Source organism: Streptomyces sp. JJ36 (assembly GCF_021696945.1).
Classification (GTDB): Bacteria; Actinomycetota; Actinomycetes; order Streptomycetales; family Streptomycetaceae; genus Streptomyces.
This window is the reverse complement of record NZ_JACYHE010000064.1, coordinates 1-25,074: the sequence shown is the minus strand read 5'-3', so window position 1 is coordinate 25,074 and position 25,074 is coordinate 1. Positions and strand designations below refer to the sequence as shown.

The following is a 25,074-nucleotide window of genomic DNA, read 5'->3' as shown; positions in this document are numbered from 1 at the left end:
TTTCCTTCCGGTCCCGAAAGGGGACGCTCAGCCGCCGCCGTGCCGGGTGCTCCGCCCGTCCGGCGGAGCGCCGCCGCCCGGCCGCGGACGGAGTCCGGTGTGCGTGCCCAGGAACGCCAGCGCGTCGGCGTTCAGGGCGAGCGTGGCCTGCGGGCTGCGGGCTCCGTGCCCGACGCCGGGCTCCCGCCGCATGACGGCGCGCGAGGGCGGGGCCCCGGCGTGTTGCAGGGCGGCGCACATCTTGCGGACGTGGGCGGCGCCCAGCCGGGGGTCGTCCGTGCCGCCGGAGAAGAGGATCGCCGGGTAGTCCGTGCCCTCCCGTACCTGGTGGTACGGGGAGATCTCCAGCAGGCAGGCCAGGTCGACGGGGTCGTCGGCCGAGCCGAACTCGTCGGTCCAGGTGGCTCCGATGCCCAGCCGCTGGTAGCGCACCATGTCCAGCAGCGGGTCCGCGCACAGTACGGCGGCGAAGAGGTCCGGCCGGCGCGTCGCGGCGGCGGCGACCAGGAACCCGCCGTGCGAGGCGCCCGCGGCCGCCAGCATGCCCGGTTCGGTCAGGCCGCGGCGCACCAGCCAGTCCGCCGCCGCCGTGAAGTCCTCGACGGCCGTTTTCTTGCGGCGTCCCCGCCCGGCCTCGTGCCAGGCCCTGCCCTCCTCGCCGCCCCCGCGTACGCAGGCCAGCGCGTAGTGGCCGCCGGCGGCCACCCAGGCCAGTACGACGGGGGAGTACACCGGCCGGAGCGGGACTCCGAAGCCGCCGTAGCCGCTGAGGACGGTGGGCCGGGGGCCGGCCGGCTCCCGCCCGGGGGTCAGCAGGAACATCCGCACGGTGGTCCCGTCCGCTGCCGGGTACTCCACGAGCCGGCTGTGCACGGGCGGGACGGCCGGGGCGCTGCCCCGCGGCCGGGGGACGTCCCGGCACCGGGTCAGACGGCCCGTGCGGGTGTCGTAGCGGTGCAGTCCGGCCGGGGTGCCGAAGTCGCTGTAGAGCAGCCACGCCTCGGACCCGCCCCGCGGGTCCGCCCGCAGGGAGGAGGCGAGGCCCGCGCCGGGCAGCCGCACCGGGGCGGGTCTCCGGGCGCGGAACGGGTCGTGGAGCGCGAGCTCGCTGACGCCGTGCCGGGTGCGGAGCACGAGGGCGCCCGGGCCCGAGGGGGTGTCGAGCAGGACGCAGTCGTCCAGCACCGCCTCGGGATCCTCCGGGACCACTTCGCGCCACGTCTCCGGCCGGAGGTCGGCGGGATGGACGGCGCAGACCCGGCCCCGCGGCGCGCCGTGATCGGTCAGCAGGTACAGGCGCCCGTCGGTGCCGAACTTCGGTGCCACCGCCCCGACGGTGTGGTCGGTCACGCGGCGCCACCGGGGCGCGGCGGGATCGGTGTGGAGCGAGGCGAGCCACAGGGCGTTGCGGCTGGTGGCGCCGCGGGAGACGGTGACCGCCAGCCAGTGGCCGGCGGGTTCGATCGTCAGCCCGTAGTAGCCGCCCGGGTCCAGGTCGCCGAAGACGACGGGGTCGTCGGCGGCGCCGGCGCCGCCTCCCACGTGGTGCAGCCGCACCCGCAGGTCCGTGGCGTCCGCCTGTGCGCGGGGCGGGCCGGGGTAGCCCACGTAGTAGAAGCCGGCGCCGCCCGGCAGCCAGGCGGGCCAGGCGGCCGGGAGCGGGCCCAGCGCCGGTTCCAGGGGTTCGCCGGTGGTCGCGTCCAGGATGTGCAGCGTCACCTGGTCGCTGCCCCCGGTGGAGACCATGCACACCAGCCGGTCTCCCTCCCAGGAGGGCCGCACGCCCCGTACGACGGTGTGCTCACCGGATGCCGGCGCTCCCAGGTTCACCGTGTGGTGCGTGCCGGTGGCCGTGTCGGCGACCGACAGCCTCGGGTGCGGTGCGGCGTGCGTATGGGTCAGGGTGAACCGGCGGGTACCGCGGATCAGCGGCGGCGCCGCGGACCGGGGGCGGGTGTACGCCGTCAGCGCCCGCCACCACTCGCCGCGGCCGGGCCAGGTCTCCCGTACGGCCCGGAACATCGCGTCCTGTTCCCGGACGAAGGCGCGGGTGCGCGCGTCCTCGTCGTCCTCCAGCCACCGGTACGGATCCGCCACGCCGTGGCCGTGGAGGTTCTCGACCAGGGCCTCGCGCGGTGCAGAAGTGTGCTTCACGAGACGACTCCCAGAGCGCGAGCGCCCGGCGCCGGGGCGCCGGGCGCTCGCCGCGTGTCCGGCCGGTTCAGCTCTCGTCACCGGTGACGACGGCGACACGCCAGCTCTCCGGCGCCGACTCGCTGCCGAGGGGGAGCGGCAGCGGCAGGGCCTGTCCGAGCAGAGGAAGGTGAGTCATCAGGGGTCTCCTTGGTCCAGAAGGGGGGGTGTCCGGGCCGGAAAGGCGCAACCGGCACGGGCGGTGATGCGGTTTCCGTGCGGCGCATTCCGTGCGGAATTCCCGTACGGAAACATGACGCGCATGCGCGGACAGACGAAAGGGCGAAGCCCCCCGGTCTGCCGGAAACTCGTGGTTCCGGAAGAACCGGGGGTCTTCGCGTCCTGCCAGGAAAGGGAAGCCGCCCCGAGCCGGGCTTCAGCCCGACAGGAACTTGTCCGTCAGCGACCCTCGAGAGAGGGTCAGTCGACCTCGTTCTCCTGGTCGAACTCGCAGGTCGGGTTGATCGAGCGGTCGGTCTCGACCTCCGCCTCACCCTGACCGAGCAGACCGAGGCCCAGCGCCAGGTTCACGTCGCCGATCAGGGCGGCGGAGTTCTGGTCCACATCCTGCTCGCAGGCGGCGGTGTTGGTCTGGTCGATGACGGGCGGGTGGCCACCGGCGAAGGCGGCGCCGGCACCCACCGTGCCGAGCCCGGCAACCATCGCCGCGACAGCGGCAGCGGCGCGGATCTTGCGCATCTGTGTCTCCTGTTTCCTCAGAGTGTTGCCACGGACCGGTCCGGTCCGTGCAGACGCGGTAATGATCAGCCGCGCGGCCCGTGCAAGCCACGCGGACACGCCGCATTTCAGAATGCCTCCGCACACTTACACCCGGCCAGCGGAAATGCTCTGAATGGGGTACGGGTACCGGAGCCGGGACAGGCGGCGCCCGGAAAGGGCGGATTCCCTGGTGCTTTGCTGTGGTGACACGCGAGTTCGCGCAGCGCGGGGGGTGTGCCGGGGCGCGGCGCCCCGGCCGCCGGTGGAATGCTCACGGGCCGGTACGGCGGCGGCGCGCCGGAATCCGTCAGCCCTTCACCACACCGAGCGGCACCAGCCGCGCCACCTTCCGGCAGAGCCCCGCACCCTCGCCGGCGGCCACCACGTCGCCGACGTCCTTGTACGCCTCCGGGGTCTCCTCGGCCAGCCCTCGCAGGGAGAGCGGGCGGACCGCGATGCCGGCCCGTTCCAGCCGGTCCCGCAACTCCCGGCCGTGCACCGTGCGCGCCGCCCGGTGCCGGCTCATCACCCGCCCCGCGCCGTGGCAGGTCGAGTGGAACGCGTCCCCGCCGGGCACCCCGGTCAGCACGTAGGAGGAGGTGCCCATGGTGCCCGGGATGAGCACCGGCTGCCCGGCCTCGCGCAGATCCTCCGGCAGCTCCGGATGGCCGGGCGGGAACGCCCGGGTGGCGCCCTTGCGGTGCACGCACAGCCGGCGTTCGGCGCCGTCCACCCGGTGGGTCTCGGTCTTGGCGAGGTTGTGCGAGACGTCGTACACCAGCGAGAGCCGCACGCCCGCGGCGTCGCGGAGCACCCGCCGGGCCGCCTGGGAGAGGAGCTGCCGGTTGGCGCGCCCGTAGTTGGCCGCGGCGGCCATCGCGCCGAGGTAGGCCCGGCCCTCCGGCGAGCCGGCCGGGGCGCAGGCGAGCTGCCGGTCCGGCACCTCGATGCCGTACCGGGCCATGACCCGGTCCATCGCCCGCACATGATCGGTGCAGATCTGGTGTCCCAGCCCGCGGGAACCGCAGTGGATCATCACGCACACCTGCCCGGGGGCGAGCCCGAAGGCCGTGGCGACCGGCTCGTCGTACACCGTCTCGACCGCCTGCACCTCCAGGAAGTGGTTGGCCGAGCCGAGGCTGCCGACCTGCACCAGCCCGCGTTCCCGCGCCCGTTCGCTCACCTCGCCCACGTCCGCGTCCGGGACCGCGCCGGCGTCCTCGCAGCGGCGCAGGTCGCCCTCCTCACCGTGCCCCCGCTCCACCGCGTACCGGGAGCCGCCGCGCAGCACCCGCTCCAGCTCCCCGGGACCGTCCGGCCGCCACACCCCGCCGGGCCCGGCGCCACGCGGAATCGCCCGGTCCAGGCCGTCCAGCACCGTGCTCAGCGCGGGCGCGAACTCACGCCGGTCGCAGTCGGCGGCGAGCAGCCGCACCCCGCAGGAGATGTCGAAGCCGACGCCCCCGGGCGAGACCACGCCGTCGGCGTCCAGGTCGGTGGCGGCCACCCCGCCGATGGGGAAGCCGTACCCCCAGTGGATGTCCGGCATCGCGTACGAGGCGCCCACGATGCCCGGCAACGCCGCCACGTTGGCGACCTGCTCCAGCGCCTCCTCGGCGTCCCCGAGCAGCTCACGCGAGGCGAACACCACGCCCGGGACCCGCATTCCGGGCCGCGGCGCGATGCGGAAGCGGTACGGACGCTCCTCCACGGCCTCCGGGGCCCGCGCTGCGGCCATTCCCGTCGCCCCCTCAGCGGTGGTACAGCCCCACCAGGGTGCCGCTGGCCAGCTCCCGCTGCTCGACGGCCCGGTGCACCTGGTCGGCGCTCGGGGCGTCCGGCAGCTCGCACGGCTCGGAGAGCGCGTAGAGGCGTACGAAGTAGCGGTGCGCCTCGTCACCGGGCGGCGGGTGGGGGCCGCCCCAGCCGCGCTCACCGAAGCCGTTGACCAGCTCGGTGCCGCCCGGCGGGCTCCGGTCCGTGTCCACGCCGCTGCTGTGCGGATCGATGCCGGTGACCGCCCAGTGCACGAAGGTGCCCGACGGGGCGTCGGGGTCCTCGCAGAGCAGCACCAGCTCCTCCGCGTCGTCCGGCACCCCGGACCAGTCCAGGGGCAGCGACGCGTTCTCGCCCTCCCACGCGTAGCGGCGGGGGATGGGGGCGTGGTCGTTGAACGCGGAACTCCTGAGTTCGATTCCAGCCATGCGGCCGAGGTACCCCCGGTCCCGTCCGCCATGCACCCGCCGTACGACCCGTCGAACGCACCCCGGGGCGCACGGGTCGCCCGCGGCACGGCCTGCTCTCGAGGCGGCTGCGAGCCACCCTCCAGCCGGGTCGGCGAGGTTCGGGACGGTTCGGCACCCGCGGGCGGACGGAGGAGGCCACGATGGACGCACCGGCGCCCCGGCACTCCTCCGCTCGGGTCGCCGCGCTGGAGGCGGCGCTCGGCGACCCCCGCGACCCCGCGAGCCCGCTCGGCGACGCGGCGGTGCTCGCGGCCGACCGCCGGGACGAGCTCCCGCTGGGCGGCGAGGCGCTGCTGGCCTCCTCCGGACTGCACCGGGAGTTCGTGCCCGTCACCCTCGGGGGCCGGCTGACCGGCCTGGAGACGGTGACGCTCCTGCTGCGCGCCGTGTTCCGGCGGGACGCGGCGCTCGCCCGCGGCTACGGCTCCGCCTCCCTCACCGCCGCCCTCTTCGTCTGGTGCTTCGGCACCGCCGGGCAGCGGTCCGCCACCGCCCGCCTGCTCCTCGACGGCCACCGGATCGCCACCGGCGCCTTCGGCAGCGCCGGCCTCGTCGCGGCCGCGCCGGACCGGGCCGGGCGGCCCGGCGCTGCGGGGCTGGTGTTGAGCGGCCGCACGCCCGCCCTGGTCAACGCGCCGCGTGCCGCGGCGTTCGCCCTCGTCCCCCGGCACGCCGGGGGCTCCGGGGACTCGGCGCTGCTGCTGCACCGGGAGCACCTGCCGTCCGGCAGCGTGCGCCAGCTCTCCCCGTACGACACCGGGGTCCCGCGCCGCATCCCGGCCGGGGAACTGGCCCTGGACCGCTGGCCGGTGCCCGCTGGCGCCGTCGTCGGCGAGGCCGGCGACGGCTGGTCGGTGACGCAGCGGGTGCTCCAGGTCAGCCGCCCGCTCGGCCCGTCGATGGCGGTCGGCTGCGCGGACACCGCGCTGCGCACCGTGGTCGCCGCCGCCCTCGCGGGCGGCGGCGGGGTGCGCGGGCTGCGCTCGCGCTTCACCCGGCGGGCGGTGGCGGCCGCCTTCGCGGACCTGCTCGCCGCCGACTGCCTCTGCCTGGTGGCGACCCGCGCCCTGCACCTGCTGCCGGACCGGTCGAGCATCTGGTCCGCCGCCGCCCGCTACCTCGTCCTGCGGCTCCTCCAGGAGGGCGCCGGGGACCTGATGGCGGTGCTCGGCACCGACTCGCTGCGGGAGGACGCCGGGTACGGCACCTTCCACCGCCACCTGCGCGACCTCGCGGCGATGCCTCCCGGCCAGGCCGGTTCCGCCGCGGCCCTCGCCGTCCTGCTGCCGCAACTGCCCACGCTGGCCCGGCGGTCGTGGACCCCCGAGGGGCCCACCGCCCCCGACGGGCTCTTCCTCCCCGGCGGCGCGCTGCCCCCGCTCGTCCCCGCCCGCCTGAAGCTGGCCGCCGCCGACGACCCGGTGCTGGCCCTGCTGGCCGCCGGCGACGCCGGCGACGCCCGGGACGGCGCGGACCGGCCCGGGACCGCCGTGCGCCGGGTGCCGGCCGCCCTCGCCGCCGAGCTGGCGGCCCTGCGCGCCAGTTGCCGGGACCTGCCGGAGCTCAGCCCGGCCGCGCTCGCCAACCCCCGCGGCTACGCCCTCGCCGAGCGCTACGCCCTACTCGCCGCGGCCGCCGCCTGCCTGGGCGTGTGGCGGGCGGCCGCGCGGGCGCCGGACGGCGGCTTCCTCGCCCGCCCGGCCTGGCTGCGTGCCGCCCTCGGCCGGATCGCGCTGCGGCTCGGCGTGCCCGGGGCGGCGGCGGAGGCCGGCCCGGAGGAGGAGCTGCTCGACGAGGCCGTACGCCGCTGCCGCGAGGGCCGCAGCCTCGACCTGTACGCCACCCCGCTGGGCGCACCGGCCCGGCGGCGCGAGAAGGGATGACCCATGTCCGTACCCCGCGGTCTGGCAGGACCGCCGCCGCTGTGCGTCCGCGGTCCCGGCGGCCCCTGGGAACCGCTCCGTGACGCGCTGCGGGACGGCGGCTACGCGCTGGTGTGGGGGCGCGTGACGGACTGGCCGGCGCCGGGCGGCGGGACCGCGCTGCGGGGTCTGCTCGGTCACGAGGCCGGGCGGTACGCCGCTCTCGAAGGCGCCGGCGGCCGGGCACGGTTCGCCGCGTCCCGGCTGCTGCTGAAGCACGCCGCCGCCGCGGTCCTCGGTGTCCGCCCCGCGGAACTGGAGCTGGCCCGGCGCCCCAACGGGCGTCCCTACCTGCGGGGCTGCGGCCCGCTGGAGGTGAGCCTGAGCCACACCGGGCCGCTCGTGGCCGTGGGGCTGAGCCGCCTCGGACCCGTCGGCGTCGATGTGGAGCGCCCCGGGCGGGCGGCGTACGGCACCGGGCTGGAGGAGGACATCTGCACCGGGCACGAGCGCGCGGCGCTGGACTGGCTGCCGGAGACCGAGCGGAACGCGGCGGTGATCCGGCTGTGGACGCTCAAGGAGGCGTACGCGAAGGCGCTGGGGCTGGGGGTCCGGCTGCCGTTCCGGTCGTTCGGCTTCACCACCCCGGCGACCGCCACAGCCACCCCGCGGCTGCTGGGTACGGACGGACTGCCCGCGGCGGACGCGGGCTGGCGGTTCGAGACCCACCCGCTGGACGACGGCTGCACGCTGAGCGCCGCCGTCGGGCCCACCGCGTTCGCCACCGGCGGGGTGCCCGCCGCCGCGGGCATGGTGGACCGGTCGCTGATGCGGGAGGTCGTCCGCTGTTCCCGCGAGGACGAGCTGCCGGCCGGCGGGAGGGCGTCGTGACGGGCCGCCCGGAGCAGCCGCCGCGCCCGGACGGAGCGGACCGGGCGGACCGTTCGGTGGGCGCCGCCCGGATGGTGGAGGTCGCCGAGGACGTCCACGCCTATGTACAGCCCGACGGCGGCTGGTGCCTGAACAACGCGGGCCTCATCACGGCCGGCGGGCGGCCGGCTCTCATCGACACCGCCGCCACCGAGGCCCGTACGCGCGCCCTGGCCGAGGCCGTCGCCGCGGTCACGCCCGCTCCGCCCCGGTACCTGGTCAACACCCATCCGCACGGGGACCACACCTTCGGCAACAGCCGCTTCGCGGACCACGCGGTGATCCTCGCGCACGAGGCGACCCGGGCGGAGATGGACCTGGCCCAGCTCCACCTGACCGGTCTGTGGCCGGACGTGTGCTGGGGCGCACTCTCCGTGGAGCTGCCCACCGTGACCTTCCGGGAGCCGGTGACCCTGCATCTCGGCGCGGTCCGGGCGGAGCTGCGGCACCTGGGCGTCGCACACACCACCAACGACACCGTGGTGTGGCTCCCGGAGCAGCGCGTCCTGTTCGCCGGCGACCTGGTGATGAACGGTGTCACGCCCTTCTGCCTCACCGGGTCCGTGGCGGGTTCCCTGGAGGTCACCCGGCGGCTGCGGGAGCTCGGGCCGCGCGTGATCGTGCCGGGCCACGGGCCGGTCGGGGGGCCCGGGCTGCTGGACACCACGGAGGGCTATCTGCGCCGGGTGCAGCGCCTCGCGGCGGAGGGCGTCGCGGCCGGCGCGACCCCGCTGGAGACCGCCCGGGAGGCCGGCCCCGGCCCGTACGGGGACCTGCTCGACAGCGAGCGCCTGGTGCCCAATCTGCACCGCGCGTTCGCGGAGGAGGCCGGCGCCGAACCGGGCCGCCCGCTCGACATCGGGCTGCTCTTCTCGGAGATGGTCGCCTTTCACGGCGGCCTCCCCGCCTGCCATGTGTGAACGTCCCGAGTTCCGTGCGTGACGACCTGAAAGGGGTCCGTTGTGACTGTCACCCAGGACATCGCGAGCACCGCGCCGAATCCGGTCGCGGAGGACAGCACCCGCGCCCGTGTGGCCGAACTGCACGCACTGCGGGAGTCGGTGCTGGCGGGGCCGAGCGAAAAGGCCACGCGCGCCCAGAAGGCGAAGGGAAAACTGACCGCCCGGGAACGGCTGGAACTGCTCTTCGACGCGGGCACGTTCGCCGAGACCGAGCCGCTGCGCCGGCATCGCGCCTCCGGTTTCGGCCTGGAGGACCGGCGGCCGTACACCGACGGCGTGGTCACCGGCTGGGGTCAGGTCGACGGCCGCACCGTCTTCGCCTACGCGCACGACTTCCGGGTCTTCGGGGGCGCGCTGGGCGAGGCGCACGCCGAGAAGATCCACAAGGTCATGGACCTGGCGGAGACGGCGGGCGCCCCGCTCGTCGGGCTCTGCGACGGCGCGGGCGCCCGTATCCAGGAGGGCGTGACGGCGCTCGCGGGGTACGGCGGCATCTTCCGCCGCAACGTCCGCAACTCCGGGGTGATCCCGCAGATCAGCGTGATCATGGGACCGTGCGCGGGCGGGGCGGCGTACTCGCCCGCCCTCACCGACTTCGTCTTCATGGTGCGCGGCACCTCCCAGATGTTCATCACCGGCCCGGACGTGGTGGAGGCGGTGACCGGGGAGCACATCACCCACGAGGAGCTGGGCGGCGCCGACGTGCACGGGACGAGGACCGGGGTGGCCGGCTTTGTCCACGACGACGAGGAGTCCTGCCTGAGCGACGTGCGCCACCTGCTGTCGTTCCTGCCGTCGAACAACCGTGAGCTGCCGCCCGCGGTGCCGAGCGACGACCCGCCCGGCCGGCGCACCGAGGCGCTGGTGGACCTCGTCCCGGCCGACCCGAACCGTGCCTACGACATCACCGCGGTGCTCGAGGAGATCGCCGACGACGGCGAGTTCTTCGAGGTCCACCAGGGCTGGGCGCCCAACGTGGTGTGCGCGCTGACCCGGATCGGCGGCGAGGTCGCCGGGATCGTCGCCAACCAGCCGCAGCACCTGGCCGGGGTGCTGGACATCGAGGCCAGCGAGAAGGCCGCCCGTTTCGTGCAGATGTGCGACGCCTTCAACATCCCGCTGGTCACCCTGGTCGACGTGCCCGGTTTCCTGCCGGGCGTCGGCCAGGAGCACGGCGGCGTGATCCGGCACGGCGCCAAGCTGCTCTACGCCTACTGCAACGCCACCGTCCCGCGGATCTCGGTGGTGCTGCGCAAGGCGTACGGCGGCGCGTACATCGTGATGGACTCGCGTTCCATCGGCACCGACGTCTCACTCGCCTGGCCGGTGAACGAGATCGCCGTGATGGGCGCCGAGGGCGCCGCCAACGTGGTCTTCCGGCGGCAGATCGCGCAGGCGGACGACCCGGAGGCGACCCGCGCGCAACTGGTCAAGGAGTACCGGGAGGAGCTCATGCACCCCTACTACGCCGCCGAACGCGGCCTGGTGGACGACGTGATCGACCCGGCGGAGACCCGCGCCGCCCTGGCCCGCACGCTGGCCGTGCTGCGCGACAAGCACGCCGCGCTGCCCAGCCGCAAACACGGGAACCAGCCGCAGTGAGCGCCGCACCGGAGGCCGCCGCGGCGGGGGCGGCGGCACACGACCTGCTGGGCGCCGCGTCGTGGCGGATCACCCGCGGCCGGCCGACACCGGAGGAACTCGCCGCCCTCGCCGTGGTGCTGACCGCCCGGCTGCGGCGGAACGGGGAGGCGGCGGCCGCGCCGGGCGCCGCCGCAGGGCTCAGGGCGCCGCGCGGGGCCCCCTGGGGCCGGCGGGAGGAGCGCCGGCCGGCGCGGGCCTGGAGCGCCCGTGCACGCCCGGGATGGCGCAGCGCCGCCTGACTGCTGCCCGGCCGCCGCCCTACCTGCCACCGGCTGCGTGCGGCCTGACCGCCGTCCGACCGCGGCCGGGCCGCCGCCCGGCCGGTCCTTCCTCCCGCACACGGTGAGGACGACCCCGCAGTGCGGGGCGTGCGCCTCGACCTCCCGCGCGGTCCGCAGCGCCTCCTCGAGTGCGCGCTGTGTGGGGCCGTGACCGTGGGGTCTCGTCCCGGTCATATATCGTCTGCCGATATCGGAGTCCGTAAAGCGTGCGGCCTCGTGTCGGTGAGGAGTATGTCCATGAGCAAGCCATCGGCCGGCGGCAGCGTCCCGGAGGAGTTGCGGCGGACGCTCGGCGTGCCCGACGCCGTCGTGATCGGTCTGGGGTCGATGATCGGCGCCGGCATCTTCGCCGCGCTCGCCCCGGCCGCGCGCGCGGCCGGCTCCGGGCTGCTGCTCGGTCTGGCGCTGGCGGCCCTGGTCGCCTACTGCAACGCCACCTCCTCCGCGCGCCTGGCCGCCCGGTATCCGGCGTCGGGCGGCACGTACGTGTACGGCCGTGAGCGCCTCGGGGAGTTCTGGGGCCATCTGGCGGGATGGGGTTTCATCGTCGGCAAGACGGCCTCCTGCGCGGCGATGGCGCTCACCGTCGGCTCGTACGTGTGGCCCGGCCAGGCGCACGCCGTCGCGGTCGCCGCCGTGGTGGCGCTGACCGCGGTGAACTACGCCGGGGTGCAGAAGTCCGCGGTGCTCACCCGGGCCATCGTGGCCGTGGTCCTCGCGGTCCTCGCCGCCGTGGTGGTCGCAGCCCTCACCTCAGGTGCGGCGGACGCGGCCCGGCTGGACGCCGGCTCGGACGCCACCGTCGGCGGGGTGCTCCAGGCGGCGGGTCTGCTGTTCTTCGCCTTCGCCGGGTACGCGCGCATCGCCACTCTGGGCGAGGAGGTCCGCGACCCGGCCCGCACGATCCCCAGGGCGATCCCGATCGCGCTGGGCATCACCCTCGTCCTCTACACCGTCGTCGCGGTCTCCGTCCTCATGGTGCTGGGACCGGACGACCTGGCCGAGGCGCCGGCGCCGCTGTCGGACGCCGCGCGGGCCGCGGGCGCCGACTGGCTCGTCCCCGTCGTCCGCGTCGGTGCGGCCGTCGCCGCGCTCGGCTCCCTGCTCGCCCTGGTCCTCGGAGTCTCCCGCACCACCCTGGCGATGGCCCGCGACCGGCACCTGCCCCACGCCCTGGCCGCCGTCCATCCGAAGTTCCAGGTTCCGCACCGCGCCGAGCTGCTGGTCGGCGCCGTCGTGGCCGTGGCCGCCGCGACCGGTGACCTGCGCGGGGCGATCGGGTTCTCGTCCTTCGGGGTCCTGGTCTACTACGCCGTCGCCAATGCGTCCGCCTGGACCCTCACCCCCGACGAGGGCCGTCCCCACCGCCTCGTCCCCGCCGTCGGGCTGGCCGGCTGCCTGCTCCTGGCCTTCGCCCTCCCCCTGTCCTCCATGGTCTCCGGAGCTGCGGTGCTGGCCGTCGGTGTCGCCGCCTACGGGGTCCGGCGCGCGGTGTCCGCACGCACCTCGTGACCGGGTGAGGCTCAGACGGTCGTCCGGTCGTCCGGTCGTCCGGTCGTCCGGCCGGCAGGCCGGCCGGCGCGACGGTAGCGGGTCAGGGCCCGGCGGCCGAGGAGAACGGCGCCCAGCCCCAGCGGGAGGGCCACGACAGCGCCGACGAGTTCGCCGACCGCCTGGTCGTCAGCCCGGCGACCGCCAAGACCCACATCAACCGGGCCATGGCCAAGCTCCACGCCCGCGACCGCGCCCAGCTCGTGGTCCTCGCCCACGCATCCGGCCTGGTGACTCCGCGCAGCTCCTGGCCGCGCTCACCGTGGATCGCGCCGTACGCTACGGCGTCTCGTCGCCCAGAACCTCACGGGCGAGCTCCCTGAGCGCCCGCCGGTCCTCCGCAAGGGCCTGCTTCCCGGCCTCGGTCGCCTTGTAGACGCGGCGAGCGCGGCCGTCGACCACCCGCTGCTCGGAGACCAGCAGTCCGTCCGCCTCCAGCCGGTGCAGCGTCGGGTACAGGGTGCCGGGGCTGATCCGGTAGCCGTGGGAGGCCAGCTCCACGGTCATCCACGCACCGTGGATCTCCTCCTCGGCCGCGTGATGCAGGATGTGCAGCCGCACCGCGCCACGCTGGAACTCCCGCACCTGGCCCACCTCCGGCAGTGACGAAACCGATATCGGTACCCGATCCTATCCGCCTGCACGAGACGGACTCCGGAGTGACCCGAGCCCGCTTGTTCCCCGAGGCCGTCTCCCCGGTCCGGAGACAAGTGACATTGTCATTCCGGTGGGATGGAGGAGCCGCACCGTACCCGCCTACTGTTTGGTTGCCACTTCAAGAACCCCGGCAACGGCATTCTTCGCCCCCCACGCAGAGGAGTAGCTGCGGTGCGGTTCAATCTCATCGGCCCCTTCGAAATCGTCGCGGACAGCGGAAAATCGTTTCTGCCCAGCACGCCGAAAGTGTGCCAGACCCTGGCGCTGTTACTCACCCGACCGAACGAGATCGTCACGTCGCATTCCCTCATTCAGGAACTCTGGGGGGAGAGTCCCCCGCGCAGTGCGCTCACCACCCTGCAGACGTACGTCTACCACGCCCGCCGGATGTTCGTGAGCGAAGGCCTGGTCGCTCCCGACCGTCCGCTGCTGGTCACACGGGCCCCCGGATACGCGATCCGGGTCGCCGACGACGAGGTCGACATCCGCGTCTTCGAGCGGCTGGTCTCCGCCGCGTACGCCGACCTCGTCGCCGGCGACCGGGAGGCCGCGGTCCGGGGCATCGACCGCGCGATGGAGCTCTGGCGGGGGCCCGCGCTCTCCAACATCCCGGCCGGCGACGTGCTCACCGGTCACCTCGTGCACCTGGAGGAACTGCGCATCCGCGCCCTGGAGATCCGGATCGAGGCGGAGCACCAGCTCGGCCGCCGCCGGGAGTCCATCCCGGAACTGCGGAAGCTGGTGAACGACTACCCGCTCAACGAGTGGTTCCACAGCCGGCTCATCAGGGCGCTGGGCGACTCCGGGCGGCGCGCCGAGGCGCTCCAGGCGTACCAGAACCTGCGCGCGATCCTCACCGAGGAGCTGGGTCTGGAGCCCTCCCCGGACCTCCAGCGGCTCCAGCTCGCCCTGCTCGACCCGCGGAACCCCGGCGGCGCCGACGGCCCGGAGCCGGGGGAGCACGCGGTGCGGGAGCCCGCCCTCCTCTGAGCCCGCACCGGGGCGCTCCGGTGCCGCCGCGGACCCGTCGGCGCCCCAGGGGCGCCGACGGGTCTCCGGCTGCGTGGCGAGGAGTTTCGTGCGAGGCTTGTCCCGTTGGTGCGGTATGTCTGCCGTGTCCGCGCCGGCCCCGGCCGCCGGATCGTCGCCGGCCGGACTCTTCGCCGGCCGGACTCGTCACCGAGAGGACTCGTCATCGAGAGGACTCGTCATCGAGAGGAAGGGCGCGAGGCATGAGCGTCGAACCCGTCCCGACCGGCTTCCCGCGCGTCACGCCCTACCTGTGCGTGGACGGAGCCGCGGCCGCGATCGACTTCTACGTCGCCGTCCTCGGCGCGACGGAGCGGATGCGGATGCCCGCCCCCGACGGCAGGATCGGCCACGCGGAGCTGCAGATCGGCGACGCCGTCGTGATGCTCGCCGACGAGTTCCCCGAGATGGGCTTTCGTGGGCCCCGGGCGGTCGGCGGCACGCCCGTCACGCTGTACGTCTACGTGACGGACGTCGATGCGGCCTTCGCCGCGGCCCTCGACCGTGGTTCCACCGAGCTGCAGGCGGTGAAGGACGAGTTCTACGGCGACCGCACCGGGCAGTTCGAGGACCCCTTCGGGCACCGGTGGAACGTCGCCACCCACGTGGAGGACGTCCCCCCGGACGAGCTGGAGAAACGCGCCCAGCAGGCCATGGGCTCCATGGAGACCGGCGGCTGAGCCGCCCCGGAGCGCCCTGCCACGGGCCCGGGGCGGCCCTCCGCGGCCTTCCGGCTCGGGAGTGCTCGCGTGTTCAGGAGCGCTCAGGAGACACTCAGGAGTGCTTCGCGGCGAAGTCCCGTACGGACTCCGCGATGTAGTCCATCCGCTCCTCGTCCAGGCCCGGGTAGACCCCGACCCAGAAGGTGTGCTCGGCCACCAGGTCGCTGTTCTCCAGCGAGCCCGTGATCCGGTGCGGCCGGTCCAGGTACGCCGGGTGCCGGGTGAGATTGCCGGCGAAGAAGCGGCGGGTGCCGATCCGGCGGCTCTCCAGGAAGTCCACCAGCTCCTTGCGGGTGAAGCGGGCGTCCGGCCGCACGGTGAGCGCGAAGCCGAACCAGCTCGGGTCGCTCTCCGGGGTGGCCTCCGGCAGCAGCAGCCCGGGCACGCCGTCCAGCCCCTCCCGCAGCCGCTGCCAGTTGGCCCGGCGCGCCGCGCCGAACGCGTCCAGCCGGCGGAGCTGGCTCAGCCCCAGGGCGGCCTGCAGGTCGGTCGCCTTCAGGTTGTACCCCACGTGCGAGAAGACGTACTTGTGGTCGTAGCCGTGCGGCAGCGTGCCGAACTGGTAGTCGAAGCGCTTGAAGCAGCGGTTGCTCTCGCCCGGTTCGCACCAGCAGTCACGACCCCAGTCGCGGATCGACTCCACGATCCGCGCCAGCACCAGGTTGTCGGTGAGGACGCAGCCGCCCTCGCCCATGGCGATGTGGTGGGCGGGGTAGAAGCTGGTGGTGGCGATGTCGCCGAAGGTGCCGGTGAGCCGTCCGCGGTAGGTCGAGCCGACGGCGTCGCAGTTGTCCTCCACCAGGAAGAGGTCGTGCTCCTCGGCGAGCGCCGCGACCTCCTCCGCCGCGAACGGGTTGCCCAGCGCGTGGGCGACCATGACGGCCTTGGTGCGCGGCCCGATCGCCGCCTCGATCCGCTCCGGGGTGGTGTTGTAGGTGCCCAGCTCGACATCGACGAAGACCGGCACCAGACCGTTCTGGATGATCGGGTTGACGGTGGTGGGGAAGCCGGCCGCCACCGTGACCACCTCGTCCCCCGGCCGCAGCCGGCGGTCCTCCAGCAGATGTGAGGTGAAGGCGGAGAGCGCCAGCAGGTTCGCCGAGGAGCCCGAGTTCGCCAGGTGCGCCTTGCGCAGCCGGAAGTACTTGGCGAACTGCCGCTCGAAGCGGCGCGAGCTGACGCCCGAGGCGATCCGCATCTCCAGCGCCGCCTCCACCAGCGCCGCACGGTCCTCCGCGTCGAAGACGGCACCGGAGGGCCACAGTTCCGTCTCGCCGGGACGGAACGGTCCGCCGCCGGAGCCGTGCTGGTCCCCGAGGGCGTGGTAGTCGCGGACCTGGTCCAGGATGCGGGCCCTGGCCGCCTCCCGGGCCTCCTCGTTCTCCCGGGGCGCGGCCTGCGCCTGCTTGCTGCTGTTCCCGTGGTGTGCGTTCAACGTGGGTCGCCTCCCAAGGCGTACTGCGCGAGTCGGTGGACGCCGGCGGTCAGTTCGGCCTGCTGCACGGGGTCCTCGCCGCCGGCCCCGGAATCCGCCCTGCCGCTCTGCACGGCGCGGACGAACGCCTGCACGGCGCCGAGGCACTGGTCGTACGGCTCCAGCTCCCGTCGTTCGGTGCCGGCCGCCCGCTCCAGCACGACCACCGGGCGGTGGTCCGCGGGCGGGGTGAAGGCGTGGTCGAGGCGCAGCCTGCCCGCGCTGCCCAGCACCTCGTAGCGGGACGTGTAGTGGTGCTCCATGCCGAAGGAGAGCTGGGCGGCCGCCCCGTCGGCCCGGTGCAGCAGCACGCTGCCCGCCACGTCCACGCCGTCCCGCGCCGGGTCGCGGCGCAGCACCGCTCCGGTGACCCGCAGGCCCGGGCCGAGCAGCATCCGGGCGGCGCGCAGCGGATAGCCGCCGACGTCGAACAGCGCCCCGCCGCCGAGCGCGGCCCGGTAGCGGATGTCCGCGGCCGGCCGCGGCGGGATGGTGAAGGCGGCCGACACCACCCGTACCCGGCCCACCGCGCCCTCGGCGAGCAGCCGCCGCACCGTGCGGTGCTGCGGGTGGTGCACGAACATGTAGTTCTCCCGCAGCACCAGCCCGGACCGGCGGGCCCGGTCCACCAGCGCGGCAGTCTCCCGGGCGTCGGTGGTCAGCGGCTTCTCCGCGAGCACGTGCTTCCCGGCCTCCAGCGCCGCGCGCACCCAGCGTCCGTGCAGCGCGGCCGGCAGCGGTACGTAGACGGCATGCACCCGCGGGTCGGCCAGCACCTCCGGGTAGCCGGGGAGCACCGCGCCGCCGAACTCCCGTACGACCGCCCCGGCGCGCTCCGGGTCGCGGCTGGCGACGGCCGCGAGCTCGACGCCCGGCGTGCGGGACACCGCCGGCAGGACCCGCCGTACGGCGATGTCGGCGGCGCCCAGCACCCCCAGCCCCAACGGGGCGGTCACCGGGCGCCCTCCGGACGCAGGAAGCGCAGACAGGTGAGCAGGTTCCGCGCCTCGACGTTGACGTGGGAGTGCCGCAGCAGGGCGCCGAGCTGCCGGGGCGTCATCCAGACGTGGTCGCCGCCCGGGTCCGGCGGCACATCCTCGCCCGCCTCCACGGCGAGATAGCGGTTCTCGGCGTGGTGGAACCGGCCGCCCTCCTCGGAGTGCACGACGTCGAAGAGGACGCGGGACTCCGGCGCGTCCAGCACCCGGTCCAGGAAGCGCGGCCGGCGCGCGGCGGGCAGATGCGCGTGATTCGCCGGGAGGCACTGCACGGTGGGGGCCAGCTCCGCCACGTCGAACGTCCCGGCCTCGGTGCGGAGCTGCACCAGCACGTGCCGCAGGCCGCCGATCTCCCGGGTCAGGAAGGCGACCACGCCCCGCCCCGCGGGGGCCAGCATCGGCTGGGACCAGCGCGCCACCTCCCGCCCGTCGGCCTCCACGTCGACCCCGATCACCGAGAAGTAGCGCCCGTCCTCGTGGGCGATCCGCTCGCCGGACCGGGCCCAGCCCTTCACCTCGTGCAGCGGGATGCGCCGCCGGTGCAGGTCCCCGGCGGCCCGCACCTCGGTCAGCCGGCTGAGCAGCTCCGCGGTGGTGTGCAGGCCGTGTTCCTCCGCGCCGGGCCCGGCCGCCGCGTCCGGCCAGGGCGCCGGCAGCCCGGACAGCACGGTGCGGGTGTCCATGTTCGCCACGTTGTCGAGGGCGAGCAGGTCGCCGATCTGCTCCAGCGTCAGCCAGCAGAAGCCGTCACGCACCGGCACCGTCTCGCCGGCGGGCACCTCCACGATCATGTTCCGGTTGCGCTTGCGCAGGAACCACGCGCCCTGTTCGGACTGCAGGGCGTCGCTGAGCACCCGGCCGCGGCGGGGCGCGAGGAAGTACTCCAGGTACGGCACGGCCCGGCCGCGGTGCACCCGGGTGAAGTTGGAACGGGTGGCCTGCACGGTGGGCGACATCTGGAGGGTGTTCACGTTCCCGGGCTCCATCTTCGCCTGGAGCAGGAAGTGCCGTACGCCCCCGAGGTCCTGCACCAGGATGCCCAGCAGACCGGACTCGGGCTGGACGATGACCGGCTGGGTCCAGGAGGGGACCTCGCGGCGCCCGGTGGTCACCTCCAGCCCCTCCACGGTGAAGAACCGGCCGCTGCGGTGGCGCAGGTTCCCGGTCTCCGGGTCGGCCGCCCAGCCGTCGAGCCGGTTCAGGGGCACCGGGGTCACCCGGTGGCGGTGCGTACCGTTCCGTTCGGCGAACCAGTCGAGGAATGCGGACGTCTGGCGGAACACGGTGGTCCTCCCGGTCGGCGGGCGGTGGTGCGGCCAGCCTCCGGCACGTCCGTCGAGCCGGACTCGAAGCCCGGGCGGGCCACGGCCCCTCCCGGGCACCCCACCGCGTTCCGGCGCTCGTCCTCCGCCCGTCCCGAGCACCGCCTCCCGGGCGCCGCGGGGCAGCTCACCGGGTGACACGGATCGCGCCCCGCTCGCCACGGCCGGGGCGCGATCGTGGGTGTGCCGGGGTTCCCGACTGCTGCCACTGCCACTGGCTGTCCAGCGCGTCCCGCACCGGGGGAACGAGGTGCGCGGAAACCTACGGCACCCGCACGGGCACCGGGTTGTCCGGGAGGTCGAGCCACACCTGTTGCCGCTGCGGCGTGACCGTGAGCCCGTACCGGGCGAAGCGCGGCTCGCCCTGCTCGCGCCACCACGACATGACGGCTTCGGCCTCACGCCACAGCCGGCGCGGCCCGTACTCGACGACCGGGTACTCGGTCCGCCCCTGTGCGTAGTCGGCTGTCGCCCACGACCGGCCGGACATTTCCAGCAGCCACAGCCGGTACGCCCCGCTGCGCCCCCACTCGACGCGGCAGAACAGATCGGGCACCTGCGCGCCGAGCGTGAACATGTGGTGCCAGTCGCCTATGTCGTCAGGCGACAGGGACGACCTGCGCTGTTCGCCGTCGGCCGGCCACTGCGCGGCGCCTGGGAACGACGCCGTCGGGGGGAAGCGGTCGCGCTGGTCGCGGAGGCGCATGAACGCCGACGACATGACCAGCGGCCCCGACGCCGTACCGTCCTCGCCGACGGTGAGCCGCACAACGCCCTGCCCGCCGTACGCAGGCCCCCACGGGGCGACGATCACCGCGCCGGGAGACGCCTGCTCGATCCATGCGTACGGCACTCGCGAGACCCCGCACGTCGCGATGATCCGGTCGTATGGTGCGCGCGCCACGTACCCGTACGCTCCGTCGCCGACGACCGATACCGGCCGCAGGCCGCACGCGGCGAACCGGCGACGCGCTTCCTCGGCGACCGTCGGGTCGACCTCGACCGTGACGACGTTGTCGGGCCCGAGCCGGTAGGCGAGCAGCGCGGCATTCCAGCCGGTACCGGTGCCGACCTCGAGCACGCGACAACCGCGCTCGACGCCCAGCTCGCGCAGCATCGAGAACACCATCGTGGGCATGCTGTTGCTCGAGGTCGGCGCACGGCCCTTGTCGGTTCCCGTGTGGGCGCCGTCGTCCCACTGCGTTGTGAGGGGGACGTCGCTGTAGACCTTCTCCCACCACCGTGCCGGGTCCGTCTGCCGGTCGATCAACTCGCCCTGCCGGTTGCCGCCGGCGGTGCCCGGCCACAGATGGTCGGGCACGAACGCATCCCGTGGCACGGCCTTGTACGCGGGCAACCAGTCCGGGGACAGCGCGCCCTTTTCCGTGAGCACGGAGGCCAGCGCCGCGGGGCCGGCCTCCCTCACCTCGTGCTCGCTCACCGGCCATCCGCCGGGCCTTGGCCGTCCGACGTGTTGCCACCCTCGTCCGAACCGCCGCCGCCGTGCTTGTTGCCGCTGTCGCTGTCGTCCTGCGGGTTACCGCCGTCGGCCCGCATGATCCACGGCTGAGATTCCACGCTGTACCTCCTCATCGGTGGTGCTCCTGGTGGTGCTCTGAAACCCGCCTCGGCCGGACGACCTACGTCGAGCCCGACGGAGGCGGAGACCAGGAACACCGCTTCGTCGCGGCCGGCGATCTTTCAGCCGAACGCCGCGGCGTACTCCTCCCGCTGTGTGGTGAGACCCGAGTTCGCGGCGGCGCACAGGCAGATCACGACGCGGAATCGGTCGACCTTCTTCAGCGTGTCCTTCCCGCCCGGCATGATGCCGGCCGCGTGGTCCGCAAGCGCCTGACGCCGCTTACGTTCCCTTTCGGATCTGCGGGCCGCAGTCGACCCCTGCCTTGCTCCGCTCCCGCTGCCGACCATGTGCCCATCGTGGCGCATCGCTCACGGACAGTGAAGAGACGGGGCGTAGGACTCGCCCACGGTGAGCGGCCGTCAACTCCTACGCTCCGTAGGCGTTATGCGACCAGGGGGACGCCGATCAGTTCGCCGATGATCCGCACGCGGGCCGTCGAGACCGCAGCCAGCCGCTTACCGATCGCGCCGGGCAACGCCTGGTGTTTCACCCACTGCGGGGCGTCCGTACCGACCTCGACCAACGTGTCGGCGGCCTTGTCGTACAGGCCGGCCGAGCACTGCGCGAGGGCCACGTCGAGCTTGTACCGGTTCCGAGCGACCTTCGACATGGTCGAGGGAAGACGCTGCATGTCCGGCTGCCCCGCGAGCTTGAGGGCGCGCCCGTAGTTCTTCAGGGCAACATGAATCCCGACAGCTTCCGTCTTCGCCGCCGTCGGCCCGAAACTGGTCCCGTAGAGTTCATGTCCCCGCCGAGCCTCGCCGCCGCCGCGTGAGCCTGCGAAATGTAGTCGTCGGCCGCGTTCTCGTCCTCCCGCCTCGAGGCCGCCACGGCCGCCGAAATCATCAGTCGGCCATACGCGAGCAACTGCGGGCGGGACGCCTTGCTGAACGACGGCTCGATCTCGAGCGCGGCCCGCTCGGCAACGGCGACCGCGCGCGGCATCCTCGCCCCGCGAAGGTAGATCCACGACAGCGTCGACTCGAGCAGGGCTGTCATCAGCGGATCGTCGGCCTGCTTCGCGAGCAATCTCGCCGACGTGAGCGCGGACAGGGCGAGGTCACGCTGCCCGAACCCGTTCGCACACGATGCGGCGACACGGTACGTACTCGCCAGGACCACAGCGAGGCGGTCACGCTCGGCGCCGGTGGCGCCGGCGTATCTGACCCGCCCTTCCATGAGTACCCGTGTGGCGAGACTGGAGACCTTCGCCGTGTCGCTGTCCCAGTACGCGCCCCAGGCGAGGTCGCGCGCGGCGGCGAGGTCGTCGGTGCTGCTCGGGTCGTCGATACCTTCCCACTCGCCGAGTGCGCTCTCATGCACCGCGTCGGAGAGCCGGCGCAAGGCGGCGCGGTTGCTCTGGTCCATGCCCCGGCGCGGTGCCTGCTGCCCGAGAATCACAGCCACATCGGTGTTGAGAGCGGCGGCGAGCTTGAGCAGGGAGCCGACGGAGAGTTCGCCGCGGTCCTGCTCTGCCTTCTGCACCAGTGCGTACGAAACGCCCGCGGCCTCCGCCAGACCCTGCTGCGTGAGGTCCGCCCCGCGCAGGTGCTTGATGCGCTTGCCGCTCGTCAGATCGGCCCAGTTGCTCACACGTCCACCTCTACGGGTCGTCGGGCGGTCCGCTTCGATGGTAGGCACGTGCATGCAAGTGGTGGGCCGTGACCGGGCTGTTTCCTCGCTGTCCCGTGCCGGCCGCAGTGCGCGGTCTCGGCGGCCGAGCCGGCCACCGCGGACGGGACGGGAGCGCCGGTGGCGCACCGGGAGTCGCCGCGCGGGCGGATTCCCGGTGCGGGCGAGGCCCGCATCGGGAATCCCGAGCGCTCCGCCCGCCGGGGCGGGTCGCCGCGTCAGTCGGCGCCCGCCTCCGCCAGGGCCCGCAGGACCGCGGTCTGCCGGGTGTCGCGCTCCCGGACCAGTTCCTCGTACCGGTCCGTGCCGTAGGCCTGTTCCGCCTGGTCGATCAGCGACCCGATGGTCTCCTCGTCCAGGGAGGGTGTGCCGAGCAGCTCCCACCCCTTCTCCAGCCCGGCGCCGAGCGTGCCCAGCCACTTGCGCAGGCCGCCGGTCCCGCCGCCGAGGTGGAAGGCGAGGAAGGGCCCGACGGTGGCCCAGCGCAGGCCGATGGAGTGGGTGACGACCTGGTCCAGCTCCTCGAGCGACACCACCCCCTCCTTCACCAGGTGGACCGACTCGCGCAGCAGGGCGGACTGCAGCCGGTTGGCGGCGAAGGCGAGCACCGGCTTGCGGAGCACCACCGGGTGGCGGCCGACGGAGGCGTAGAAGTCCACGGCCTCCCGCACGGCCTCCGGCGCGGTACGTTCGCCGGCCACGACCTCGACCAGCGGCACGACGTGCGGCGGGTTGAAGGGGTGCCCGACGACGAGCCGGGCGGAGTCCGCCATGAGGGCGCCCATGTCGTCGGGGTCGAGGGTGGAGGTGGAGGAGAGGATCAGCGCGTCCGCCCGCGCGGCCTTGCCGACCCGGGCGAAGAGTTCCTGCTTCAGCTCCAGGTTCTCCGGGGCGTTCTCCACGATCACGTCGGCGCCGGCGACCGCCCGTTCCAGGTCCGGCTCGAACTCCAGCCGGTCCGGGAAGCCGGCGGGGTCCTCGGTGCCCTCGGGGAGGAAGGGAGCGAAGAGCTCCAGGCCCTCCGCGACGATCCGCTCGGCCTCGGGGCGCCGGCTGTTCACCCGGACCCGGAGTCCGTACCCGAGGAACAGCGCGATCCATCCGAGGCCGATGGTGCCCGCCCCGATGACGGTGACCGTGCGCTGCTGCGACTGGCTCATGTGCGTCCTCGCTTCGTCGGATGGGGGCGCGGCGGGGTCACCGGCCGGCCGGGAGTTTGGGGATCACCTGCTCGGCCAGCAGCCGCATCGTCGTCGCCGCGTCCTCGAAGGACAGATGCCCGGAGTGGACGCCGAGGCTGAGGGTGACGTCGTCGCCGAACCACTCGGCGATCTGCTCGACCTGGGCGCGGACCTGGTCCGGTGCGCCGATGAGCAGTTTGCGCTGCGCCATCTTGGAGTCGAAGTGCGACGTCCGCGTCGCCTCCACCAGCTTCTCGTAGCCCGGGTAGGCGTCGCTGCGGGTGTGCTCCCAGGAGGCGACCGCCGCCCGGATCGCCGCGCTGTTCCGGTCGTCGTCGTGCCGTCCCAGCGCACGCGCCCGCTCGCCGTCCTCCGCCACCACGCACGGGTAGCTGAAGTGGATCTGCTCGGTGCCGGGCGTACGGCCGGACGCGGCCCACTCCGCGCGGTACACGGAGATCCGGTCCTGGAGCTCCTCGGTGGACATCACGTTCGGCACCGTCTGCAGGTGGTGGCCGGCCCGGCCGGCCTCCGCGCACGACTCGGCGCTGCGTGCCGTGGTGACGAACACCGGCGGGTGCGGGGCCTGCACCGGCCGGGGCAGCAGGGTGACCGGGCCGAAGCGGTGGAAGCGGCCCTCGAAGACCACGTCCTCCTCCGCCCACAGCCGCTTGACGGCAGCCACGCCCTCCGTGAAGCGGTCCTTGGACTCGTCGATGGGGATCCCGAACGCCTTGAACTCGTCCGGCAGGAAGGCCCGCCCGAAGGCCGCGTCCACCCGGCCGCCGGAGATGTTGTCCAGCATCGCCAGCTTGCCGGCGAGCTTCACCGGGTGCTGGAACGCCGGGATGGTGGCGCTGGTGCCCAGCCGCACCCGCTCGGTGCGGCCCGCGGCCGCCGCCAGGAACGTCACCGGGTCGGGGCTGTAGCCGCCGTACGCGAAGAAGTAGTGCTCCACCATCTTCACGTGGTCGTAGCCGAGTTCCTCGGCGAGGTCGACCAGGCGGAGCGCCTCGTCGAAGTACTGCGGGGCCGGCTTGTCCTGCGGGCCCACCGTGGGGAAGAAGACGATCCCGAACTTCATCGCGGGCCCCTCAGTCCTGGCCGGAGCCGTCGTGGGTCAGGTCCCGGTGCCGGACGTGCCAGGCACCGTTCACCCGCACCAGGTGGTCGTGGCAGACGACGCTGGCGAAGACGTCCAGCTCGCCGCCGCGCGGGGTGCGCATCGCGAGGGCGTAGGCCCGGGTGCGGACCGAGCCGTCGGCCTGCGGCCGCACGTCGAGCATGCCGAGCCAGTGCCGGAAGTCGATCTTCTCCGCGTCCAGCCGCTCCTGGCGCGCCCGGGACGAGGCCCGGATGGCCTCCCGGCCGCGCAGCGGCTCGCTCAGCCGGCTCGCCTCGGCGAAGACCGCGTCGGGGGTGAAGGTCTCGGCCCAGTCGTCGGGCCTGCCGTCGTCCAGCAGGCCCATCTGGCGGGCGTAGAACTGCTGCATCTGGGCGTAGAGCTCAGCGGAGACGAAGGGTCCCGCCGGTGCGTGCGCCAGGGTGGTCCGGTCTCTCATCCGAACTGCCTTCCTACGGGTCGCGTGCCATCGGATACGTCATCGGGGCGGCGGGGACGGCCGGGCCGGCGGGGGCCTGCGGTCCAGGCCCGGCCGGGGCCGGGTCAGCCGTCCCCGGGCTCCAGCAGCCGGGAGCCGTAGCCCGCGGCGGCGGAGTCGAAGCGCAGGGCGACATGGCCGGCCAGGCAGTGCACGTCCCGCCAGATCCGCTGCAACGGATGCTCGGCGAGCTGGCCCGTGCTGCTGGACCTGCGGAACAGCAGCTCGACCACGTCCACGAGCTGCTCCACCGCGAGCGCGCAGTCCGCGGGGTTGCGGGCCTGCTCCAGCGCGCCGGCGTCCGGGTCGTCGGCGACCCGGGCCGCCCGCTCCAGCAGCAGGGCGGCGGCGTCGGCCCCGCCGGCCGCCCGCGCCGCGGTGAGCTCCGGGCCGTGCCCGGAGCCGTCGGCGGACGGCGCCGTCCGCC

General features: G+C 74.2%; 22 protein-coding genes and 3 pseudogenes. 9 read left to right on the top strand and 16 right to left on the bottom strand.

The genetic code is table 11. The features are described from left to right. Positions 1 to 27: 27 nt before the first annotated feature. From HOY81_RS20775 to HOY81_RS20760, 4 genes are all read right to left on the bottom strand, one after another. Positions 28 to 2,154 carry a prolyl oligopeptidase family serine peptidase gene (locus HOY81_RS20775; RefSeq protein WP_237321990.1) on the bottom strand — a complete coding sequence of 709 codons (2,127 nt, stop codon included), beginning with the start codon at positions 2,152 to 2,154 and terminating at the stop codon, positions 28 to 30. Between the two features lie 459 nt (positions 2,155 to 2,613). Then, positions 2,614 to 2,892: a hypothetical protein gene (locus HOY81_RS20770; protein WP_237321989.1), complete on the bottom strand. Its 279-nt coding sequence runs from the start codon at positions 2,890 to 2,892 to the stop codon at positions 2,614 to 2,616. Between the two features lie 328 nt (positions 2,893 to 3,220). Next, positions 3,221 to 4,651 (bottom strand): RtcB family protein, encoded by a 1,431-nt coding sequence (locus HOY81_RS20765; RefSeq protein ID WP_237321988.1) that lies wholly within the window; start codon positions 4,649 to 4,651, stop codon positions 3,221 to 3,223. A gap of 13 nt (positions 4,652 to 4,664) precedes the next feature. Further along, entirely contained in the window at positions 4,665 to 5,117 is a 453-nt protein-coding gene (locus HOY81_RS20760) for a YbhB/YbcL family Raf kinase inhibitor-like protein (RefSeq protein ID WP_237321987.1), read from the bottom strand. Between the two features lie 182 nt (positions 5,118 to 5,299). Between HOY81_RS20760 and HOY81_RS20755 the strand changes: the two genes are divergently transcribed. From HOY81_RS20755 to HOY81_RS20725, 7 genes and pseudogenes are all read left to right on the top strand, one after another. Next, positions 5,300 to 7,042: an acyl-CoA dehydrogenase family protein gene (locus tag HOY81_RS20755; RefSeq protein ID WP_237321986.1), complete on the top strand. Its 1,743-nt coding sequence runs from the start codon at positions 5,300 to 5,302 to the stop codon at positions 7,040 to 7,042. Positions 7,043 to 7,045: 3 nt separating this feature from the next. After that, positions 7,046 to 7,912 carry a 4'-phosphopantetheinyl transferase superfamily protein gene (locus HOY81_RS20750; protein WP_237321985.1) on the top strand — a complete coding sequence of 289 codons (867 nt, stop codon included), beginning with the start codon at positions 7,046 to 7,048 and terminating at the stop codon, positions 7,910 to 7,912. 71 nt (positions 7,913 to 7,983) lie between these two features. After that, entirely contained in the window at positions 7,984 to 8,871 is an 888-nt protein-coding gene (locus HOY81_RS20745) for an MBL fold metallo-hydrolase (RefSeq protein WP_237322002.1), read from the top strand. Between the two features lie 60 nt (positions 8,872 to 8,931). Next, positions 8,932 to 10,515 (top strand): acyl-CoA carboxylase subunit beta, encoded by a 1,584-nt coding sequence (locus HOY81_RS20740; protein ID WP_237322001.1) that lies wholly within the window; start codon positions 8,932 to 8,934, stop codon positions 10,513 to 10,515. Beyond that, the gene (locus HOY81_RS20735; RefSeq protein ID WP_237321984.1) at positions 10,512 to 10,796 is read left to right on the top strand and encodes an acyl-CoA carboxylase epsilon subunit; all 285 of its coding nucleotides are present in this window, start codon (positions 10,512 to 10,514) and stop codon (positions 10,794 to 10,796) included. The genes HOY81_RS20740 and HOY81_RS20735 overlap by 4 nt, the downstream gene beginning before the upstream one ends. Before the next feature lie 279 nt (positions 10,797 to 11,075). After that, positions 11,076 to 12,350 (top strand): APC family permease, encoded by a 1,275-nt coding sequence (locus HOY81_RS20730; RefSeq protein ID WP_237321983.1) that lies wholly within the window; start codon positions 11,076 to 11,078, stop codon positions 12,348 to 12,350. Positions 12,351 to 12,487: 137 nt separating this feature from the next. Further along, positions 12,488 to 12,712, top strand: a pseudogene (locus HOY81_RS20725) (response regulator transcription factor); the annotation flags it as partial. Here HOY81_RS20725 and HOY81_RS20720 read toward each other — a convergent pair. Next, the gene (locus HOY81_RS20720) at positions 12,669 to 12,974 is read right to left on the bottom strand and encodes a PadR family transcriptional regulator (protein ID WP_237321982.1); all 306 of its coding nucleotides are present in this window, start codon (positions 12,972 to 12,974) and stop codon (positions 12,669 to 12,671) included. The pseudogene HOY81_RS20725 and the gene HOY81_RS20720 sit on opposite strands and share 44 nt — an antisense overlap. Positions 12,975 to 13,217: 243 nt before the next feature. On the opposite strand from HOY81_RS20720, the gene HOY81_RS20715 reads away from it, so the two are divergent. Further along, on the top strand, positions 13,218 to 14,036 hold the full coding sequence (locus tag HOY81_RS20715; protein WP_237321981.1) for an AfsR/SARP family transcriptional regulator: 819 nt from the start codon (positions 13,218 to 13,220) through the stop codon (positions 14,034 to 14,036). A 242-nt stretch (positions 14,037 to 14,278) separates the two neighbouring features. Beyond that, entirely contained in the window at positions 14,279 to 14,755 is a 477-nt protein-coding gene (locus HOY81_RS20710) for a VOC family protein (RefSeq protein ID WP_237321980.1), read from the top strand. 94 nt (positions 14,756 to 14,849) lie between these two features. On the opposite strand, the gene rfbH is transcribed toward HOY81_RS20710, so the two are convergent. From rfbH to HOY81_RS20660, 11 genes and pseudogenes are all read right to left on the bottom strand, one after another. Further along, positions 14,850 to 16,232 carry a lipopolysaccharide biosynthesis protein RfbH gene (gene rfbH / locus HOY81_RS20705; protein ID WP_272893087.1) on the bottom strand — a complete coding sequence of 461 codons (1,383 nt, stop codon included), beginning with the start codon at positions 16,230 to 16,232 and terminating at the stop codon, positions 14,850 to 14,852. Further along, entirely contained in the window at positions 16,229 to 17,227 is a 999-nt protein-coding gene (locus HOY81_RS20700; protein ID WP_237321979.1) for a Gfo/Idh/MocA family protein, read from the bottom strand. The genes rfbH and HOY81_RS20700 overlap by 4 nt, the downstream gene beginning before the upstream one ends. Further along, positions 17,224 to 18,552 carry an NDP-hexose 2,3-dehydratase family protein gene (locus tag HOY81_RS20695; protein ID WP_237321978.1) on the bottom strand — a complete coding sequence of 443 codons (1,329 nt, stop codon included), beginning with the start codon at positions 18,550 to 18,552 and terminating at the stop codon, positions 17,224 to 17,226. Before HOY81_RS20695 ends, HOY81_RS20700 begins: the two co-directional genes overlap by 4 nt. Positions 18,553 to 18,853: 301 nt before the next feature. Then, positions 18,854 to 20,032, bottom strand: a complete 1,179-nt coding sequence (locus HOY81_RS20690; protein WP_237321977.1) for a methyltransferase domain-containing protein — start codon at positions 20,030 to 20,032, stop codon at positions 18,854 to 18,856. Beyond that, entirely contained in the window at positions 20,029 to 20,169 is a 141-nt protein-coding gene (locus HOY81_RS20685) for a hypothetical protein (RefSeq protein WP_237321976.1), read from the bottom strand. Before HOY81_RS20685 ends, HOY81_RS20690 begins: the two co-directional genes overlap by 4 nt. 123 nt (positions 20,170 to 20,292) lie before the next feature. Further along, positions 20,293 to 20,415: a hypothetical protein gene (locus HOY81_RS27490; protein WP_272893086.1), complete on the bottom strand. Its 123-nt coding sequence runs from the start codon at positions 20,413 to 20,415 to the stop codon at positions 20,293 to 20,295. A gap of 200 nt (positions 20,416 to 20,615) precedes the next feature. Further along, a pseudogene (locus tag HOY81_RS20680) lies at positions 20,616 to 21,826 on the bottom strand (helix-turn-helix domain-containing protein). Between the two features lie 257 nt (positions 21,827 to 22,083). Continuing rightward, positions 22,084 to 23,025: a 3-hydroxyacyl-CoA dehydrogenase NAD-binding domain-containing protein gene (locus tag HOY81_RS20675; protein ID WP_237321975.1), complete on the bottom strand. Its 942-nt coding sequence runs from the start codon at positions 23,023 to 23,025 to the stop codon at positions 22,084 to 22,086. Between the two features lie 37 nt (positions 23,026 to 23,062). Beyond that, positions 23,063 to 24,130, bottom strand: coding sequence for an LLM class flavin-dependent oxidoreductase (locus tag HOY81_RS20670; RefSeq protein WP_237321974.1), 1,068 nt, complete (start codon positions 24,128 to 24,130; stop codon positions 23,063 to 23,065). Positions 24,131 to 24,140: 10 nt separating this feature from the next. Further along, positions 24,141 to 24,608, bottom strand: a complete 468-nt coding sequence (locus HOY81_RS20665) for a nuclear transport factor 2 family protein (RefSeq protein WP_237321973.1) — start codon at positions 24,606 to 24,608, stop codon at positions 24,141 to 24,143. Between the two features lie 104 nt (positions 24,609 to 24,712). Further along, positions 24,713 to 25,074, bottom strand: a pseudogene (locus HOY81_RS20660) (hydrolase); the annotation flags it as partial.

Bases quoted from the DNA above. Each gene is read 5' to 3' on its own strand.
- HOY81_RS20730 (WP_237321983.1), top strand. From the start codon at position 11,076: ATGAGCAAGCCATCGGCCGGCGGCAGCGTCCCGGAGGAGTTGCGGCGG.
- HOY81_RS27490 (WP_272893086.1), bottom strand. From the start codon at position 20,415: ATGCCGGGCGGGAAGGACACGCTGAAGAAGGTCGACCGATTCCGCGTC.
- HOY81_RS20710 (WP_237321980.1), top strand. From the start codon at position 14,279: ATGAGCGTCGAACCCGTCCCGACCGGCTTCCCGCGCGTCACGCCCTAC.
- HOY81_RS20745 (WP_237322002.1), top strand. From the start codon at position 7,984: ATGGTGGAGGTCGCCGAGGACGTCCACGCCTATGTACAGCCCGACGGC.
- HOY81_RS20765 (WP_237321988.1), bottom strand. From the start codon at position 4,651: ATGGCCGCAGCGCGGGCCCCGGAGGCCGTGGAGGAGCGTCCGTACCGC.
- HOY81_RS20750 (WP_237321985.1), top strand. From the start codon at position 7,046: ATGTCCGTACCCCGCGGTCTGGCAGGACCGCCGCCGCTGTGCGTCCGC.
- HOY81_RS20760 (WP_237321987.1), bottom strand. From the start codon at position 5,117: ATGGCTGGAATCGAACTCAGGAGTTCCGCGTTCAACGACCACGCCCCC.
- HOY81_RS20670 (WP_237321974.1), bottom strand. From the start codon at position 24,130: ATGAAGTTCGGGATCGTCTTCTTCCCCACGGTGGGCCCGCAGGACAAG.
- HOY81_RS20770 (WP_237321989.1), bottom strand. From the start codon at position 2,892: ATGCGCAAGATCCGCGCCGCTGCCGCTGTCGCGGCGATGGTTGCCGGG.
- HOY81_RS20675 (WP_237321975.1), bottom strand. From the start codon at position 23,025: ATGAGCCAGTCGCAGCAGCGCACGGTCACCGTCATCGGGGCGGGCACC.
- HOY81_RS20755 (WP_237321986.1), top strand. From the start codon at position 5,300: ATGGACGCACCGGCGCCCCGGCACTCCTCCGCTCGGGTCGCCGCGCTG.
- HOY81_RS20665 (WP_237321973.1), bottom strand. From the start codon at position 24,608: ATGAGAGACCGGACCACCCTGGCGCACGCACCGGCGGGACCCTTCGTC.